The sequence below is a fragment of the Peribacillus sp. NJ11 genome (assembly GCF_030348405.1).
Lineage (GTDB): Bacteria > Bacillota > Bacilli > Bacillales > DSM-1321 > Peribacillus.
The window spans coordinates 2,673,564-2,691,509 of record NZ_JAUCFO010000001.1 but is presented as its reverse complement, the minus strand read 5'-3'; the positions used below and the strand labels follow the sequence as shown (position 1 = coordinate 2,691,509).

15 protein-coding genes and 1 pseudogene are annotated in these 17,946 nt (G+C 41.6%); 1 reads left to right on the top strand and 15 read right to left on the bottom strand.

The window, feature by feature from the left end:
• Positions 1-27 precede the first annotated feature (27 nt).
• Both nrdR and speD read right to left on the bottom strand, forming a co-directional pair.
• Complete coding sequence (nrdR, locus tag QUF86_RS13260; protein ID WP_063232877.1) at positions 28-489, bottom strand: transcriptional regulator NrdR; 462 nt, start codon at positions 487-489, stop codon at positions 28-30.
• A 262-nt stretch (positions 490-751) separates the two neighbouring features.
• Complete coding sequence (gene speD / locus QUF86_RS13255; protein ID WP_034311443.1) at positions 752-1,132, bottom strand: adenosylmethionine decarboxylase; 381 nt, start codon at positions 1,130-1,132, stop codon at positions 752-754.
• Positions 1,133-1,706: 574 nt separating this feature from the next.
• Between speD and QUF86_RS13250 the strand changes: the two are divergent.
• Positions 1,707-1,937 (top strand): annotated as a pseudogene (locus QUF86_RS13250) (IS5/IS1182 family transposase); the annotation flags it as partial.
• 155 nt (positions 1,938-2,092) lie between these two features.
• Here QUF86_RS13250 and QUF86_RS13245 read toward each other — a convergent pair.
• The 13 genes from QUF86_RS13245 to QUF86_RS13185 form a co-directional block, all read right to left on the bottom strand.
• Positions 2,093-3,130 carry a glyceraldehyde-3-phosphate dehydrogenase gene (locus QUF86_RS13245; protein WP_289334599.1) on the bottom strand — a complete coding sequence of 346 codons (1,038 nt, stop codon included), beginning with the start codon at positions 3,128-3,130 and terminating at the stop codon, positions 2,093-2,095.
• Between the two features lie 159 nt (positions 3,131-3,289).
• Positions 3,290-3,889: a dephospho-CoA kinase gene (coaE, locus tag QUF86_RS13240; protein WP_289315394.1), complete on the bottom strand. Its 600-nt coding sequence runs from the start codon at positions 3,887-3,889 to the stop codon at positions 3,290-3,292.
• A 24-nt stretch (positions 3,890-3,913) separates the two neighbouring features.
• Complete coding sequence (gene ytaF / locus QUF86_RS13235) at positions 3,914-4,546, bottom strand: sporulation membrane protein YtaF (protein ID WP_289315393.1); 633 nt, start codon at positions 4,544-4,546, stop codon at positions 3,914-3,916.
• Positions 4,547-4,625: 79 nt separating this feature from the next.
• Positions 4,626-5,456: a DNA-formamidopyrimidine glycosylase gene (gene mutM / locus QUF86_RS13230; protein ID WP_289334598.1), complete on the bottom strand. Its 831-nt coding sequence runs from the start codon at positions 5,454-5,456 to the stop codon at positions 4,626-4,628.
• Positions 5,457-5,475: 19 nt separating this feature from the next.
• On the bottom strand, positions 5,476-8,100 hold the full coding sequence (gene polA / locus QUF86_RS13225) for a DNA polymerase I (protein WP_289334597.1): 2,625 nt from the start codon (positions 8,098-8,100) through the stop codon (positions 5,476-5,478).
• Positions 8,101-8,228: 128 nt separating this feature from the next.
• Positions 8,229-9,161: a protease modulator HflC gene (hflC, locus tag QUF86_RS13220; RefSeq protein WP_289334596.1), complete on the bottom strand. Its 933-nt coding sequence runs from the start codon at positions 9,159-9,161 to the stop codon at positions 8,229-8,231.
• Positions 9,158-10,192 carry an FtsH protease activity modulator HflK gene (gene hflK / locus QUF86_RS13215; RefSeq protein WP_289336225.1) on the bottom strand — a complete coding sequence of 345 codons (1,035 nt, stop codon included), beginning with the start codon at positions 10,190-10,192 and terminating at the stop codon, positions 9,158-9,160. The genes hflC and hflK overlap by 4 nt, the downstream gene beginning before the upstream one ends.
• Before the next feature lie 257 nt (positions 10,193-10,449).
• Positions 10,450-12,228, bottom strand: coding sequence for a two-component system histidine kinase PnpS (gene pnpS / locus QUF86_RS13210; RefSeq protein ID WP_289334595.1), 1,779 nt, complete (start codon positions 12,226-12,228; stop codon positions 10,450-10,452).
• On the bottom strand, positions 12,225-12,944 hold the full coding sequence (locus QUF86_RS13205; protein WP_289334594.1) for a response regulator transcription factor: 720 nt from the start codon (positions 12,942-12,944) through the stop codon (positions 12,225-12,227). Before QUF86_RS13205 ends, pnpS begins: the two co-directional genes overlap by 4 nt.
• Before the next feature lie 255 nt (positions 12,945-13,199).
• A complete protein-coding gene (gene mdh, locus QUF86_RS13200; protein WP_289334593.1) occupies positions 13,200-14,135 on the bottom strand; it encodes a malate dehydrogenase in 936 nt (311 codons plus the stop codon).
• A gap of 126 nt (positions 14,136-14,261) precedes the next feature.
• Positions 14,262-15,578, bottom strand: a complete 1,317-nt coding sequence (gene icd, locus QUF86_RS13195) for an NADP-dependent isocitrate dehydrogenase (protein WP_289315386.1) — start codon at positions 15,576-15,578, stop codon at positions 14,262-14,264.
• Positions 15,579-15,672: 94 nt separating this feature from the next.
• The gene (citZ, locus tag QUF86_RS13190; RefSeq protein WP_289315385.1) at positions 15,673-16,788 is read right to left on the bottom strand and encodes a citrate synthase; all 1,116 of its coding nucleotides are present in this window, start codon (positions 16,786-16,788) and stop codon (positions 15,673-15,675) included.
• A gap of 523 nt (positions 16,789-17,311) precedes the next feature.
• Positions 17,312-17,773, bottom strand: a complete 462-nt coding sequence (locus QUF86_RS13185; RefSeq protein WP_289334592.1) for a DUF441 domain-containing protein — start codon at positions 17,771-17,773, stop codon at positions 17,312-17,314.
• Positions 17,774-17,946: the final 173 nt, after the last annotated feature.

Below are 17,946 nucleotides of genomic sequence, written 5' to 3'. Positions count from 1 at the left end.
AAAAAGAGCCAAAGTAAATCTTCAGCTCTACTTTCTTTCTTTATTTATTAAATCTTTCAATTCATCGATAAAGACATTGATGTCTTTAAATTGCCGATAGACGGATGCGAACCGAACATAGGCCACCTCATCGACTTCTGCCAGCTTATCCATCACCATTTCGCCGACACTGTCGCTTTTCACTTCCGCTATGCCCTGATTGCGCAGTTCTTTTTCTACATAACTGGTAATTTGCTCTAGTTCTTTCAAGGGAACCGGACGTTTTTCGCAAGCCCTGATTAAGCCACGCAGGATTTTATCACGACTGAACTCTTCCCGTGTCCCGCCCTTTTTCACTACAATAAGAGGTGTTTCCTCCACCTTTTCAAATGTCGTGAATCGAAAACCACATGCCTCACATTCACGGCGTCGTCGAATCGATTTACTTTCATCGACTGGCCTGGAATCGAGCACTCTTGTTCCGTTATATTGACATGATGGGCATTTCATCATTATCAGCTCCGTATTTTATGTAGGACTCCCCTATCTAAATGTTCCCCAAGGAATTACTTTTCTACCTTAATCTTATATTAAAAGGAACGGCCAGTACAAGTAAAAAGTGTAACTTCCAGCAGTAGGCACTTTTTGTCATGCACTTGAAGCACCTTTATCAAAGTCTTTGTGTTCATGGTTATCTTACCCTATAAATTGGAGCAAGATTGCTGAATTAAAAAAGAGATGCACCCATGGCATCTCTGTGTATACGTGTTTTTTATAGGGCACTTATATTGGCTTTTTTCATTTGTACAGGACCTAATCCACGTGGTAATTCTATGTTTTCACGTGTTTGCGCGTTCAAAGCTTCTGCAATATAATCTGCCGCAATATTCGGATCCAAGTTACCGCATGTATAGACATCAATGCTAGCATAGCCGTGTTCTGGAAAACTGTGAATCGTTAAGTGTGATTCAGAAATGATGACAACCCCGCTAACTCCTTGTGGAGCAAACTTGTGAAAGGCAACTTCTCGTACCTCTGCACCTGATTTCAAAGCAGCATCAACAAAAATCTTTTCAATTAAATCGATATTGTTCAGTTTTTCAAAGTCACAACCCCAAAGTTCAGAAATGACATGTCTACCCATAGTTTCCATAGTGTAAGCTGTTTCCATATTAAGCTTCCCCCTTACCATGATTAAAAATTAAGTCTGATAACTACCACGGGGGAAAGTTAGTCCAAAGAGGTCCTAACCCTTTAAGTAGCCATCATGCAAACCGCTTTTGAAGAAGTTCACGATTCATAGTATATATGGTTTGAATTTTTTTTGCAACTCCAAATTGAATTTTAGGAAAGATAAACTTTAAATGTAATAGGGATATAGTGAAGGGTCAAATGGGAGGCAGATTACTGTTTTCCGGTTTATTCAGCGCCTTAAAACCGTCAGAATTGATTGATCAATGAATGAAAAATAGCCCGCTAAAAAATTTTAGCAGACCCCAGACCGTAGACAAACTCGATAATAATTCAGTTTGCTTACTGTTTTTTTAGATTTTTAATATTTGGCCGTTGATTGGAACGTAGGGCACTCGCTTTCCGCGGGCGGTCCGCCCTCGGCGCCATTGCGCCTGAGGGGTCTCCCTTGGACGCGCTTTTCCCGCAGGAGTCTCGTACACCCGCCCCAGTCAACTTTGTTTTAACAGTAAGATGGAACTCTCACAGTCTATTTAAGGAAGAAAACCAAGGAGATTAAGGACAATTCAACTGATCCTGTGAGTAGCTACTATGTGAAAGATGAACGACAAAAACAAGTTTGCCTATTCGGTTCATGCGGCAATAAACCGTTATGGATTTGTGTTGAGGACGATAGTAACACCCGGAAATACGGATGATAGTCATATCAGCCTCTGGTTGAACAAGTGATTGAGAAAATTGGAAAACCAGAAGCAGTTGCTGCAGATACAAAAGAAAACATGATATGCGATGGGTCAACTATTCTCTATAACTGCTTCAAATCCAATAAAAAATCAAAAAGGTTTCGGAATCACCATTTTGAAACCTTTTTGTCTACAAACTGAGCCCGCTAAAAAAATTTTAGCAGGCCCGTTTATTTTCATTATTTTACTGTTAACTCGACTTCTGAAGTTTTTTTCAACTCGGACGCAACTAATTTCACAAGGTCCACTACCCGGTTGGAGTAACCCCACTCATTATCATACCAAGCCAGGACTTTCACTTTCCTGTTCCCAATCATCATCGTTGTCAAACCATCGATGATGGCAGAGTGAGGATTAGTTTTGAAATCGCTGGAAACTAAAGGTTCCATCGTGAATTCCATGATTCCTTTAAGTTCATTTTCCGAAGCGTCGATGAACGCTTGGTTCACTTCATCAATCGTGACATCACGGTTTAGGTCCACAACAAGATCGACTAGAGATACGTTAGGTGTCGGTACGCGTATCGCCATTCCATGAAGTTTGCCTTTTAATTGAGGCAACACCAGGGAGATGGCTTTTGCAGCCCCTGTGGTGGTAGGAATGATGCTTTCCGCAGCGGCACGGGCTCGTCTTAAGTCTTTGTGCGGGTTATCGATATTATTTTGATCGTTTGTATAAGAATGTATCGTTGTCATTAAACCGTTGTTTATGCCGAATTTTTCATCAAGCACTTTTGCAACCGGTCCAAGACAGTTAGTTGTACAAGATGCATTGGATATGACAAAATGTTTGTCGATTTCCAGCACTTCCTGATTGACGCCCATGACAATGGTAACGTCTTCATTTTTACCCGGCGCAGATAAAATCACTCTTTTTGCCCCTGCTTCTAAATGAAGAGCCGCTTTAGAACGGTCATTAAATTTACCCGTAGCTTCAATTACAATATCTATGTTCATCTCTTTCCAAGGCAATAGCTTTGGATCGCGGTTATTTATTAGTTTTACTCGGCGGCCATTCACTACAAGTGAATCATCTTCCGCTATAATGATACCGTCGAATTTACCATGTATCGTATCATATTTTAGTAAGTGGGCTAAAGTTTCAGCAGGATAGCTTGCATTAATGGCAACAATGTCCAAACTCTCATCTAATATGGCCTTTCGGAAAACCATTCTTCCAATTCTCCCAAATCCGTTAATCGCTATTCTTGAATTCATTGTTCGGACCCTCCAAAAAATATTAATGTTATACTTATTACCTTTCTTATGTAATTAGTATAACATAATTCAGTTGAATTGTGCTAAGAAAAATGCGGATTGTTCTTATTTTTTCAACATAAAAGGAAGAAACCCTGAGGTTTCTTCCTTTTATCACAATTATATGACATGCCAATCGCTAAGTATGGCCTTCACTTGCTTCTTCGTATCATTAATGTCTCCATTATTGTCGATGACGGCATCCGCTAAAGCCTTTTTATCGGCCAAGGGCATTTGCGAATGGATCCTGGCAAGTGCCTCCGTCTCTGAAAGACCATTCCTGTTCATTAATCGTTTCAGTTGAACTTGCTCATCCACATATATCAAAAGCGTCTTTTCCACCATGAATGTCAGCTTACTTTCAAATAGGAGCGGAATATCCATGAACACAGTTTCTTCCCCTGAAGCGAGTGCCTCTTCCGTCTTGAGGCGCATCCAATTCCTGACGGCAGGATGCACGATGCCATTCAATAGCAATCTCTTTTCCTGATCATGAAAAATTATCGACCCAAGCTTTGCGCGGTCTATATTCCCATCCTTCAATAAGATATCTTCACCAAATGCCTTCACAACTTGATGATAGGCTTCTTCACCTGGCTCAACGACAGCACGGGAAGCCAGATCTGCATCCACAATCGTGAATCCCAGTTCCTGTAAATAGAGGCTGACACTGCTTTTCCCACTGGCGATGCCTCCGGTGATTCCGATGATTTGTCCCATAAGCTCCCCCTTTTAAACCACGTATCATAACTTGAATAAACCGATGATGATCAATAGTACACCTGGAAGAAAGGTCAAATGCTGGACAACTTTATTATTTGAAAGCAATTTCCCGCTTTGAATTCCGCTCCAAATGAAAATCGAACTCATAACAGCGATGCATCCTGCGAGGATAATCGGTGAAATCCCGATCATAGCCGCTCCGACTCCAGCTCCGAACGCATCCAGCGAAAGTGCAAACCCCAGAACAAGTGCTTCAATACCGGTGATCGTACCTGATTTATCAAAATCGGCATTCAATGGTTTTTGTAAAATATTAATGACTACCCCAAGTGATTTAATTTCAAAATTAAAGATGATCTTTTCATGGTATCTATCATCTTTCAGATCTTTTTCAGGCTTAAAATACTGGTATACCATCCAGGCACCAAGAAAGATGAGGATGATGCCCCCCGTTTTTTCAGCCGCCCCGATAGATATGAGCTGGCTGATGAATTGTCCGATGACCATCGCTATACCTAAACTCAATGCAGAACAAAATGAGATGACCGCTATTGACTTTAAGGGGATTTTCATCTTCCGCATACCGAATGTCAAACCTACGCCAAACCCGTCAATACTAACTGCAAAAGCAAGAAAAATAATTTGTAGCCACATCGGAATATTACTCCTTCCCTTCTCGTTGCTACCCTAGTATATGGAAGGAGCCCATCCGATGTGTTTGAAAAAACATTAGCTAAATAAGCGGCTGGCACAACGGGCAAATATGTGTGCCGCGTCCTCCAACAACCAGTTTTTCAAGTGGCGTGCCGCATGTTTTGCAGTTCTCGCCCTTTCGTCCATAGACATTCAGTTCCAACTGAAACATGCCGATTTGCCCTTGAGAGTTGAGGTATGAACGAATCGTGCTTCCGCCTTTTTCCACCGCTTCAGCTAACGTTGCAATGATTTCTGCATGCAACGTTTTTATTTCCTGCAATGATAGTGAAGAAGCGATTCTCTCCGGATGGATACCAGAACGGAATAACGACTCGTCCACATATATATTCCCAATCCCAACAACTACCGTTTGATCAAGGAGAACCGGCTTGATTTTCCTGTTGGTTCTTGCCAATTTCGCACTAAGCCCCTCGACAGTAAAATCTTCAGATAACGGTTCAGGCCCTAAATGCAATAGCGGCAACCGCTCAAGTTCTTCCCCTTTTGCAAACAGATGCATCGTACCGAATTTCCGGACATCCCTGTATCGAAGTTCACTGCCATCCGTGAAAGTAAAGATTACATGGGTATGCTTATCGTAAGGCTCTTCTTTTGGATGCACCCCGTATTTCCCTTCCATCCTTAAATGCGAAACCATCGAATAATCATCCAATGTGAAAATGAGGAACTTTCCCCGACGGCCTATACTCTGTATTGTCTGACCCCTTAAAGCATCCTGAAACTGTTCGACAGGCTCGGGCGCTTTAATGATTTTTGGCCAGAAGACGGACACTTCCTTGATCTCTTTTCCGAGTACGAGCTGCTCTAACGTTCTTCTGACTGTTTCCACTTCTGGAAGTTCTGGCATTGCAATCACCTATCTTTTATTATTTGGCATCAAACCATGTCGGCCCGAAAGCATAATCCACCTTAAGGGGGACGTTCAATTCAATGGCATTTTCCATTTCCTCAGGAACGATCACCTTAAGGATTTCGAGTTCCTCAGGAGGAGTTTCAAAAATCAATTCATCATGTACCTGAAGAAGCATTCTCGTTTTCAGCCCTTCACTTTTCAGGCGCTTATTCATATTTATCATCGCAAGCTTGATGATATCCGCGGCACTGCCTTGAATCGGCGTGTTCATCGCTGTCCGTTCGGCAAAGCTCCTGATGTTGAAATTCCTGCTTGTAATCTCAGGTATATATCGCCTTCTTTGCATCAGGGTCGTACTATACCCTTTTTGACGGGCTTCATGTATGCTTTCTTCCATATATTCCTGAACACCAGGAAAGCTCCTTAAATACTTCTCGATGAACTCTCCAGCTTCTTTTCTCGTGATGCCAAGACTTTGAGATAGCCCGTAATCACTTATACCATAAACGATTCCGAAGTTGACCGCTTTGGCTTGGCGCCTCATGTTCGAAGTGACTTCCTCCGCCGATACATGGAACACATCCATAGCTGTCCTTGTATGGATGTCCATCCCGGCCTGGAATGCTTCCACCAATCCGCTGTCATTGGCGATATGCGCCAGCACGCGTAACTCGATTTGAGAATAGTCAGCAGCAAAAATGATCCAATCCTTTTCGGAAGGAATGAATGCCTGCCTGATTTTCCTGCCTTCTTCCAGTCTGATCGGGATATTCTGCAGATTGGGGTCTGTAGAACTTAACCGGCCGGTCTGGGTCAATGCTTGGTTGAACCGGGTGTGAACCTTGTCCGATTTACCATTGACCACTTTAAGCAAGCCTTCAATATAAGTCGATTGCAACTTACCAAGCTGGCGGTAAAGTAATATTTCCTTAACGATATCATGCTGGCTCTCCAGTTTTTCCAGCACATCGGCTGAAGTCGAATAACCTGTTTTAGTTTTCTTCATGACCGGAAGCTCCAACTTTTCAAAAAGGATGGCCCCAAGCTGTTTAGGTGAATTGATATTGAAAGCCTCTCCAGCCAAATCAAAAATTCGCGCTTCGATGGTTCTTAAACGAATGGCTAATTCCTGCCCCATGTTTTTCAGCCGGCCTATATCCACCTTGATGCCCTGCCATTCCATATTCGCCAGGATGATTGACAGTGGAAGCTCCAGTTCCGTTAATAGATGATATTGCTCGAACTCTTGCAGCTTATCGATCATCGGTTCTTTAAGAGAAAGGATCGCCTTTGATTTTCTGGCGATATGCTCACTTAGTTCAGCTTGCTCAGGTATCTTGCGTTTTGCACCTTTCCCATAAAAAACATCATCGGTTTCAAGACGGATTGTACCTTGAGTTTTCGTGATTTCGGCCACTTCGTCCACTGACTCTGCCGGATCCAGGATATAGGAAGCCAAAAACACATCAAAATCGATGCCTTTTATTTCGACGCCTCGATGACGGAGTGCCACAACCGTACGCTTCGCATCGAAAACCGTTTTCTTTTTTGTTTCATCCTCTGCCCAAGTTTTAAATGCCGCGGAACTCAAGGCATCATCTCCATGGAAGTAAAAATGACCTTGTTCATTACTGATGGCAATCCCGATAATATCTGCACGATGATAATTATCTTCTAAAGTCTCAACATATAAAGCACTTTCATCTGTAAACATTCCTTCTGTCATTTCACCCTTGTGAACCTCTATCTTTTCCTGTTCAAGAGGTTCACTTTCCGTTACATCCAATTTATCGAGCAAAGTCGAAAAGCCAAGCTCTTTATAGAATGAGATGACTCGATCCTGATCTATGCCACTGTACTCGGTCTCATTTACAGAAACCTCAAGCGGAGCTTCCCTCGTAATTGTAGCCAGCTCTTTACTTAATAGGGCCAGGTCTTTATGTTCTTCTATTTTTTCTTTCAATTTTTGTCCGCTTACCTCATCGATCGACTGCAGAAGGTTTTCCACCGTTTCAAATTGATGCAATAACTTAAGTGCAGTCTTTTCACCAACACCCGGTATGCCGGGAATATTGTCTGAGGCATCTCCCATCAGCCCTTTTAAGTCAATGATCTGCAAGGGGGATAGACCGTATTTTTCATGTATATGCTTTGGAGTGTATTCCTCAATTTCAGTAATCCCCTTTTTCGTGATGGAAACCGTCGTACTAGGGGAGGATAATTGTGTTAAATCCTTATCACCGGAAATGACCTTCACTTCAAAACCATCTTTTTCCGCTTGTAAAGAAAGCGTACCGATAATATCATCGGCTTCGTAGTTCTCCAGTTCATACCTTTTTATTTGAAAACAATCAAGCAGCTCGCGAATGAATGGAAATTGCTCGGATAATTCAGGCGGCGTTTTTTGGCGTCCTCCCTTATATTCTTTAAATGACGCATGCCTGAATGTCGTTTTACCCGCATCAAATGCAACAAGTATGTGCGTTGGCTTTTCTTCTTCAAGGATGCGGTTGAGCATCATGGTGAATCCGTACACGGAATTCGTATGGACCCCTTTATCATTATTCAAGAGCGGAAGCGCAAAAAATGCACGGTAAGCAATGCTATTTCCATCTATGAGTACTAACTTTTTATCCAAATCCGTCTTCCTCCAGTCAATACAGGTTTATGTAGTTTTAGCTTCTATTTAAAAACGCAAAAAGCCGTTCATTTTCTTTCTCTATTCTACCATGAGTAGAAGCGGAAAGAAAAATGACGGCGACGCGGTTATTTAGTATTTCCCATTAACAAGCTGGCATAAGGGGAATCCGACGGCAGGATGATAACCGTTTGATCTCCAATGGTTTTTTTATAGGATTCAAGAGTCCGGTATAGTTTATAGAATTCGGGGTCTTTGGAAAACGACTTATTATAGATTTTCGCTGCTTCCCCTTCTCCTTCAGCCCTGATCACTTCTGCATCAGCTTCTGCAGTCGATAGCAATTCTTTCACTTTCCGATCAGTATCCGCAATGATACGGTTTTTCTTCGCATCACCTTTGGATAGGTATTCTTGCGCTTTCGATTCCCGCTCGGAAATCATCCTCTTGAAGACGGATGCTTCGTTTTCGGCAGGCAGGTCGGTCCGCTTTATCCGGACATCCGTCAAGCTGATGCCATAACTGTCCTTTTGCAGCAGTTCGTTGACTTTATCCGTTATGCGGTCGTTTAGACTTCCCCTGGATGACTTCTCATCATTGATGATTTCATCATAATTCAGCTGTCCAAGCTCTGAACGAACTGCCGAATAGATGAACTCTTCCATTTTCGTTTCGGCATTCTCGAGCGTCCTTGCATTTGTAATCAATTTCTTCGGATCTTCTATTCTCCATACTGCATAGTTATCGATCAACATCCGCTTTTTATCTTTCGTATTGATTTCCGCTTCAGATACATCAGAACTCATCTGATACTTCGGCAAGGTCATCACACTCTGAATGAATGGCACCTTCGCCTTTAATCCCGGGGACTTATCAATCCTTACCACCTCTCCGAATTGACGGACGACTTTATATTCGCCCTCTTTGACGATATATACATTGGTGAAGATGATTAGCAGCAACGCGATGAAAATAATCAGGAAAATGCCAAATTTCACATAGCCTCTCCAATGAAAATCACCTTTTTTAAGCTCAGAGAAATCTACTATTTTTCCGCTCATTGTTTAACGCCCCCTTCCCCTGTCGCTTTTTCTTCCGATGCATTCCCTTTTTTCGTTCCTTCTTCAGGTGTAGCGGCTTCATCAGGAGCAGGCGTTTTTTTCGTTTCTTCCTTTTCAAGCGGGCGAAGCGGCAAGTACTTCATTGTGTTTCCATCATCATTCATGATATAAATCTCCGCATTCGGCAATACTCCTTCGAGGGTCTCAATAATAAGGCGGTCCTTCGTAATCCCCTTATTGCCCTTATACTCACTGAGTAATTTTTCAAAGACCGCAACATCCCCACGGGCAGCTTCCGTCCGGGCAGCTTTATCCCCATTAGCCTGTGAAATGATGGCGTCTTTTTCCCCTTCCGCTTCATTCATCCGTTTATTTTCATATTTATCCGCTTCGTTGACTTTCGTATTAGCCGTTTCACGGGCATCCGTTACATTGGTAAATGCTTTCCGAACTTCTTCATTCGGTAGCTCCACATCCTGGAGTTTAACCGCTGATATGGAAATCCCAACATCATATTTTTCCATTAGCTGTGACAACAAATCCCTTACATCCGCTTCAATTTGCGCTTTTCCAGATGTAAGTGCATCATCGATTTTCGTACTGCCGATAATGCTCCGTAACGCGGCTGACGTCGTATCATATAAAATTTTCTCAGGATCATCTGCATTGTACAGATATTTTGGAGGGTCTGTTATTTTCCACTGCACCACTAGATCTGCCAGCACAATATTTTCATCACCCGTAATCATTTTGGTCTCACTCGGGTAATCCGTCACCTCTCCATCCTCTTCCTTATATCCAAATTTTAGACTGAATGTTTCTTTCGATAATTTCTCGACCGATTGGATCGGCCAAGGCAGTTTAAAGTGAAGCCCCGGTTCTGTTATCGTCTGCTCCACCTCACCAAACGTCATTATGACAGCTTGATCGGATTCATCAACCGTGTACCAGGTCGATATCGCAACTACACCCAAAATTAAAATAAGAAAGACTAGTCCCGTGATCGTATATATCCTTTTTAAGCTAACGATATGTATCACCCCTTCTTTGCTGTGTTATATCTTATTTACGCAAGAAAGGGCCTAAAGTTTCATAAAAATCAAATATTTTCCTAAGAAAATAGGATAGAGGAATGGTTCCCGGGGAATATAGCCAAAAATAAAAGACAGAGACTATGTGTCTCTGTCGATGTTTAACTCCTTGGATGAGGGGTTGTACAACCATTGTACCCCTGCATTATGAAGCGGGTTTTAAGAAATTGTAAAGGGAATGTAAATTGACAAACCCACTACATTTTTCCTTTTAAGCTTTTATTTAAAGTGACTGTAAAAGTCGTCCCCGTTCCAGGTGTGCTCTCCACGTTGATTTTACCTTTATGGACTTCTATTATATGCTTGACGATCGCAAGTCCAATGCCAGTTCCTCCTGAATCGCGACTCCTTGCCTTATCGATCCGGTAAAACCGTTCAAAGATCCTCGGCAGTTCTTTTTCTTCGATGCCGATTCCGCTATCTTGAACCGCAATATCAACCGTCTGTTCTTTCTCCAAGATGTTCACGGTGACACTCCCGCCATTAGGTGTATAGGTCAATGCGTTGGTTATCAAATTAATGAAAACCTGTTTGATCCTGTCAGATTCCCCTTCAATGAATACCGGTTCCCGTGATGCTTTAATTTCAAGCGAGACTTCTTTTTCCCTCAGCTTCCCAATAAGCATTTCTTGGATTTCGCCAAGCACTTTCGTAATATCCACGACGCCTGCGTTCAAAACGAATTCCTGTTGCTCCATTTTAGATAAATTCAGAAGCTCCTGAATAAGTTCTTGCAGCCGATCACTTTCTTTCAGGATAATCGATAAAAAGTGCTTTAAGGTCTTTTCGTCTTTTAAAGCCCCATCCAACAAAGTTTCTGAAAAGCCTTTAATAGATGTAATCGGGGTTCTCAATTCATGGGACACATTAGCCACGAAATCCTTCCGCATCTGTTCGAGCCTTTTCAATTCGGTGATATCATGGAAAATGAGGAGAATCCCCTTCCATTCATCATGATTCCCGATGATTGGAGCCCCGTAAATTTCAAAATGTTTACGTTCGATGGCAAGTGGTATCTTCACCTGGCGTTTTATCGTTTTTTCCGTTCGAAAGATCTCTTCGATGATGGCAATCACTTCCTGATCTTTAATGACCGAGTAATATTCCTGAAACAAAAACGTAGCGGCGTTTACATGGAAGCTTTTCTTGAATTCACGGTTGATTAAGGTGGTATACCCTTTACTGTCTATCAGCAAGACTCCACTACCGATATTTTCAACAAGTGTTTCCAAACGATCCTGATTCATTTCCCTCGCTATCTCTGTTTCCTGAAGATTCCTCGCCAATATGTTCAAGGAAGTTGTCAGCATTCCCGTTTCATCTGAATGTCGCCCGAATGTCCGAGTTCCATAATTCCCTTTTGCCAGTTCAATGGCTGCCATCGTCGCTTCCTCGATCGGACGGGTATAATATGAAGTGATTTTACTCGCAAGCATGAGAATGATGATCAGGGCGACTCCTAAACAAATGATCAATATTTGCCACATTTGTTTATTCACTTGATTGATGGCCTCTATTTCATTGCTATGAACGACAAAACCTTCAATCTCGCCATCCTTTTCAACCGTCTTCCAATAATAATGGAGGTCCGATTCCCCTTCAACCACTTCATACCCTTCCCCATGCTTAAGCCCTTTTTCCAAAGTTATTTTTCGAAGGACATTGGCATGACTTTTAAGTATTTCATGGGATGATGTCGAATCGTATAATATTTCCCCATTCGTGGAGAGTATGGTTAAGTTCGAATCTAAAAGGGGTGTCAGTTTTGCCGTCTTGCCTTTTTCCAAAAAAGACACGATCCCCCCATGCTCTTGAATATATGTAGAAATGAAAAATGTTTCGTTCTGTATACGCTCATTGAACGTTTTAATATAATAACTTTTGAACAAATGTCCTAATAAAAAGCCCACGGCCATCAGGACGACCATCACTAGCGTGATGAGGGTATATAAGAGCTTTTTACGGTAGGTCGTCATTCTTTTTTAGGCTCCTCAAGCTTATACCCCAAGCCCCTTATCGTTTTAATATATAGAGGTTTTTTTGTATCCTTCTCTATTTTTTCACGCAGATGGCTAATATGCACATCGACGATTCGTGAATCTCCCGCGAAATCATAATTCCATACCGCACTGAGCAGTTGGTCCCTCGTCAGCACTCTTCCTTTATTCTTCGCCAAGTATAAAAGTAATTCAAATTCCTTTGGAGTCAATTCTAATTGCTGTTCATCAAAGAATGCTTCGTATCGTTCCGGGAATACCTTCAATTCCCCTAATTTCAAGAGACCATCTTCCTGATCCTGACTTGAGTCACTGCCGTTCGCTTGAAACTGGGATCTTCTTAATATGGCTTTAATCCGGGCCACTACCTCCCGTGGACTGAATGGTTTGGTCAAGTAATCATCCGCTCCAAGTTCAAGTCCCAGCACTTTGTCAAATTCATCGTCCTTTGCCGTCAGCATCAAGATCGGTATATTGATTTTTTGCTGGCGAAGCTCCTTGCATACTTCAAGCCCATCCATTTTAGGCAGCATCAAATCCAATACCACTAAATCGGGGCGTATATCCACAGCAGCCTGGAGCCCTTGTTCCCCATCCAAGGCCGTAATCACCGAATAGCCCGCTTGTTCTAAATTGTACTGAAGTAAGGTAACTATTGATTGTTCATCATCCACTACGAGAATTTTCTTTGACATTAGATCCTCCTGAATTATGTATTACCCCATAGACCAAATTCAGTCTACTCATCCACTTCCATTATAAAGAATATTATATGAAATTTACACATAAAAAAAACACTTAGAAAGTTATTCCTACATTCAGCACCTCGCTAGAGTGGTTCCCGCCGCCTTTTTAAGCCGATAAAAAAACTGCCCGGATACTGGAAAGGGGCCTTGGCCTTCCCTTCCAGTATCCGGGCAGTCTGATCAAGAGATTGTTTTCACTATCCCTTATTGAAGAACTTGCATTACTGCTTTAACAGATTCAACTGATTTTGAAAGTGCCGCTTTTTCGTCTTCAGTCAATTCAAGTTCGATGATTTGTTCAATACCGTTCGCGCCCAGTACAGTTGGCACTCCAAGGTAGATTCCTTCGAATCCGTATTCGCCTTCAAGATAAGCGATGGATGGAAGAACGCGACGTTGGTCTTTAAGAATCGCTTCAGCCATTTCCACTAGAGACGCAGCTGGTGCATAATATGCGCTTCCGTTCCCAAGAAGGTTTACGATCTCTCCGCCGCCAGTACGAGTACGAGCCACGATTGCTTCTAAACGATCTTGAGGGATCAATGTTTCCAAAGGAATTCCGCCAGCATATGAGTAACGTACAAGAGGAACCATATCGTCACCGTGTCCACCAAGTACGAAACCAGTTACATCTTTGACGGATAAGTTTAATTCTTGAGCTACGAAAGTACGGAATCGAGCTGTATCAAGAACACCTGATTGTCCTATTACGCGTTCTTTAGGGAAACCTGATTCTTTGTAAACAGTGTAAGTCATTGCATCAACTGGGTTGGTCAATACGATGATTGTCGTGTTCGGGGAATATTTAACCACTTCTTTAGTTACTGATTTCATAACTTTTTGGTTAGTTTGCACTAAGTCGTCACGGCTCATGCCAGGTTTGCGAGCAATACCGGCAGTGATGATCACTACGTCGGAGTCAGCTGTATCCTTATAGTCGGATGTACCGATGATGTTAGCATCAAATCCTAGAACCGGGCCTGCTTCCGCCATATCAAGAGCTTTGCCTTTTGTAGGGTTTTCAGCTTGTGGAATATCAACTAAAACGATATCACCAAGTTCTTTTTGAGCTGCTAGGAATGCTGCTGTAGCACCAGTGAAGCCGGCACCAACCACTGTGATTTTTTTTCGTTTAGACATGTTAATTTCCTCCTTAAAATATGTAAATACTTTTGGAATACTTTAAACATTTTCATGCACATATAATATAAGCCTCCTGGAAAGAAGCCCGTTAAGGCAATTTTCCAGAAAGCATGTAAGCAATTATTATTTAAGGTTTTTGATAAGCTCGTCAGCGAACTCAGAACATTTAACTTCTGTTGCACCTTCCATTAGGCGGGCAAAGTCGTATGTAACAACTTTTGAAGCGATTGTTTGTTCCACTGATTTCGTGATGCTATCTGCAGCTTCGTTCCAGCCAAGGTGCTCAAGTAAAAGAACGCCTGAAAGAAGTACTGAAGATGGGTTAACTTTATCAAGGCCAGCATATTTAGGAGCCGTTCCGTGAGTTGCTTCGAAAATGGCATGTCCAGTTTCGTAGTTGATGTTTGCTCCTGGAGCGATACCGATTCCGCCAACTTGTGCAGCTAATGCATCAGAAATGTAATCTCCGTTCAAGTTCATTGTTGCAACAACATCAAACTCTTTAGGACGAGTCAGGATTTGTTGTAAGAAGATATCAGCAATGGAATCCTTAACGATGATTTTGCCTTCAGCTTCAGCATCAGATTGTGCTTTGTTAGCAGCTTCAGTGCCTTCAGCATCTTTAATTTTGTCATATTGGTTCCATGTAAACACTTTTTCAGCGAATTCTTGTTCTGCAACTTCATAACCCCAAGTTTTGAATGCGCCTTCCGTGAATTTCATGATGTTACCTTTATGAACAAGCGTTAATGATTTACGGCCTTCTTTGATCGCATAGTTAAGTGCAGAGCGAACAAGACGTTTTGTTCCTTCTTCAGAAATCGGTTTAATTCCGATACCTGAAGTTTCAGGGAAACGAATGTTTTTAACTCCGAATTCAGTTTGTAGGAAGTCAATTAACTTCTTAGCTTCGTCAGAACCTTTTGCATATTCGATACCAGCATAGATATCTTCAGTGTTTTCACGGAAGATGACCATGTCAGTGTCTTCTGGACGTTTAACTGGTGAAGGTACACCATCGAAGTAACGTACTGGACGTAGACATACGAATAAGTCCAATACTTGACGCAATGCAACGTTCAATGAGCGGATACCGCCACCGATTGGAGTTGTAAGGGGTCCTTTAATAGCGATTAGATATTCGTTAATGACATCAAGAGTTTCTTGTGGAAGCCATTCGCCTGTTTGGTCAAATGCTTTTTGTCCAGCTAAAACTTCTTTCCATTCGATTTTCTTTTCGCCATTGTAAGCTTTTTCAACTGCTGCGTCTAAAACGCGAGAAGCTGCTGCCCAGATATCAGGACCGATTCCGTCTCCCTCAATATAAGGAACGATTGGGTTGTTTGGTACGTTAAGAGCACCGTTAGTAACTGTGATTTTTTGGCTTTGTGTCATGTCTCTTACCTCCGATTCAAATTCAAAGGTTAGATGGCCTGCCATTAAATGAGGCAGAACCACTAACCCTTTTTACTCACATCTATTAATTTACTACAAATTCGTTGAAATAAAAAATATTTTCTCGAAAAACTTTTAATTAGCGTTTTTCGATCGGTACGTATTTTTGCATACCTGGTCCAACGTACTCTGCACGCGGACGGATAAGGCGGTTGTTTGAATATTGCTCAAGGATATGAGCAATCCAGCCTGAAGCACGGCTTACAGCAAAGATTGGTGTAAATAGGTCATGCTCGATACCTAAACTATGGTATACGGAAGCAGAATAGAAATCCACGTTCGGCGGAAGATTTTTTTGACCAGTTACGATTTCATTAATTTTGATGGACATATCATAATATTGCGGTTGTCCAGTAAGTTCAGTCAGTTTTTGAGACATTTCTTTAAGGTGTTTAGCACGTGGATCACCTTTACGGTATACACGGTGGCCAAAGCCCATGATTTTTTCTTTATTGGCTAATTTTTCGTTGATATATGGCTCAACGTTATCCACTGTACCAATTTCTGTAAGCATTTTCATGACTTGTTCGTTAGCTCCGCCGTGAAGTGGGCCTTTTAAAGCGCCGATGGCAGAAGTTACGCCAGAATAGATATCAGCTAAAGTAGCCACACAAACGCGTGCAGTGAATGTGGAAGCGTTCAATTCATGGTCAGCATGAAGAACCAATGCTTTGTTGAATGCTTCTTCTTCGATTGCCGTTGGTTCATTACCGCTTAACATATATAAGAAGTTAGCAGCAAAGCTTAAATCTGTACGTGGCGCAACCGCTTCTTTACCTTGACGGGTGCGAGCGAAAGTGGTTACCAATGTAGGGATTTTTGCTTGGATGCGGATTGCTTTACGATAGTTAGCGTCTTCACTCATTACATCTGCTTCTTCATCATAAAGACCAAGAAGAGATACTGCTGTGCGAAGAGCTCCCATTGGATGTACTTTATCAATTGGGTATGTTTTAAAGTGATTAACCACTTCAGCTGGAATTTCAGCATTTTCAGCAAGTTGTTTAGTTAATTCTTCTAGTTGGCTTTTGTTCGGAAGAGCTCCGTGCCATAAAAGATAGATTACTTCCTCGAATGTTGCGTTTGCAGCCAAATCATCGATGTCATATCCTACATACGTTAATGTATCATCGATAATGGAGCTTACTGATGAAGTTGTTGCTACCACACCTTCAAGACCTTTTGTTGCTGTCATACTAAATCTCTCCTTTTCCTAAGTATTCCCCTATGCCCTTGCTCATTGCGTATAAATATAGCGCTTCCAAGGAATTAGCTATTATATACAACCATCTATTTTTTAGCAGAAGACATACATCTTGTATTGGAAGCGTTCACAGAATATGACCCCAACAATAGTAAAATGTACGATAATCTTTAATAAGAAAATCTAAAAATAATGCTTGTAGCTATTCCTAGTGAGCGCTTGCTCAATAACTACATCTTTTTTTTAAGATTCCTCAAAATATCAATGATATTCTGAATCCCTTTTTAATAAATCAGAGCAGTTACATGATTATTATAAACAATAAACACTTTTTTGGGAATGAAAAGCACCTAAAATGTGAAAAAATTATTATTTTATTAGAAAAATTAGCTACATATTCTCTTGCTTTTTTTTATGGGATTTTGAAAAAATGCCACAAAGCAGAATAAATGAAACATTAGATAGAAAATTTCATTCTCAAGATTGACGACCCCATCTATCATTTGCCAACGCTTCATTTTAAAAAATTGAAGATCTGCATGCATAAATAAGCAATTCCCGCCCCGATTAACGGACCGACAGCCACACCTTTGAATAATGCGACCGCAAGAATCGTCCCAAAAACAAGAGCCGTGGTAATGTGCGGATCATGTGATAGGAGGGTAATCCCATTTTTCGCTATGAGTGCAACCGCTATACCAGATGCAAGCGCAATCCAGGCATAAGGAGATTTAATGGCTTCACCGAGCTCTTTGAAACCTATCGTCCCATTCGCTATGGGTATGAGTACGGAGATCGTAATGATCGTAACGCCCAAGTTTATTCCCTTCGCTTCCAGATACGGAAACACTTTAGTATCGAGGCCGATCAGTTTCATGCTTAAAAGAAAACCCGCAGCCATGATCAGTGACGTATTTTTGCCAAACCAACCGATTGCTGCAAGTAAAATTAAAAATACAACAGGACCGTTTATCATTCTCCCTTCACCTTCTTTCGTCATTTTTGTTATTTTAACATAACAAACTCCCCTCTTTCCTGAGAAAAGATCGAATTCTGGAGCAATGCATCATCGGAAAAAATTTAAGCGAAAGACGAAAGAATCTTTCCTTTCTTTTCCATACTCGTTACAATTATAATACAAACTTTATG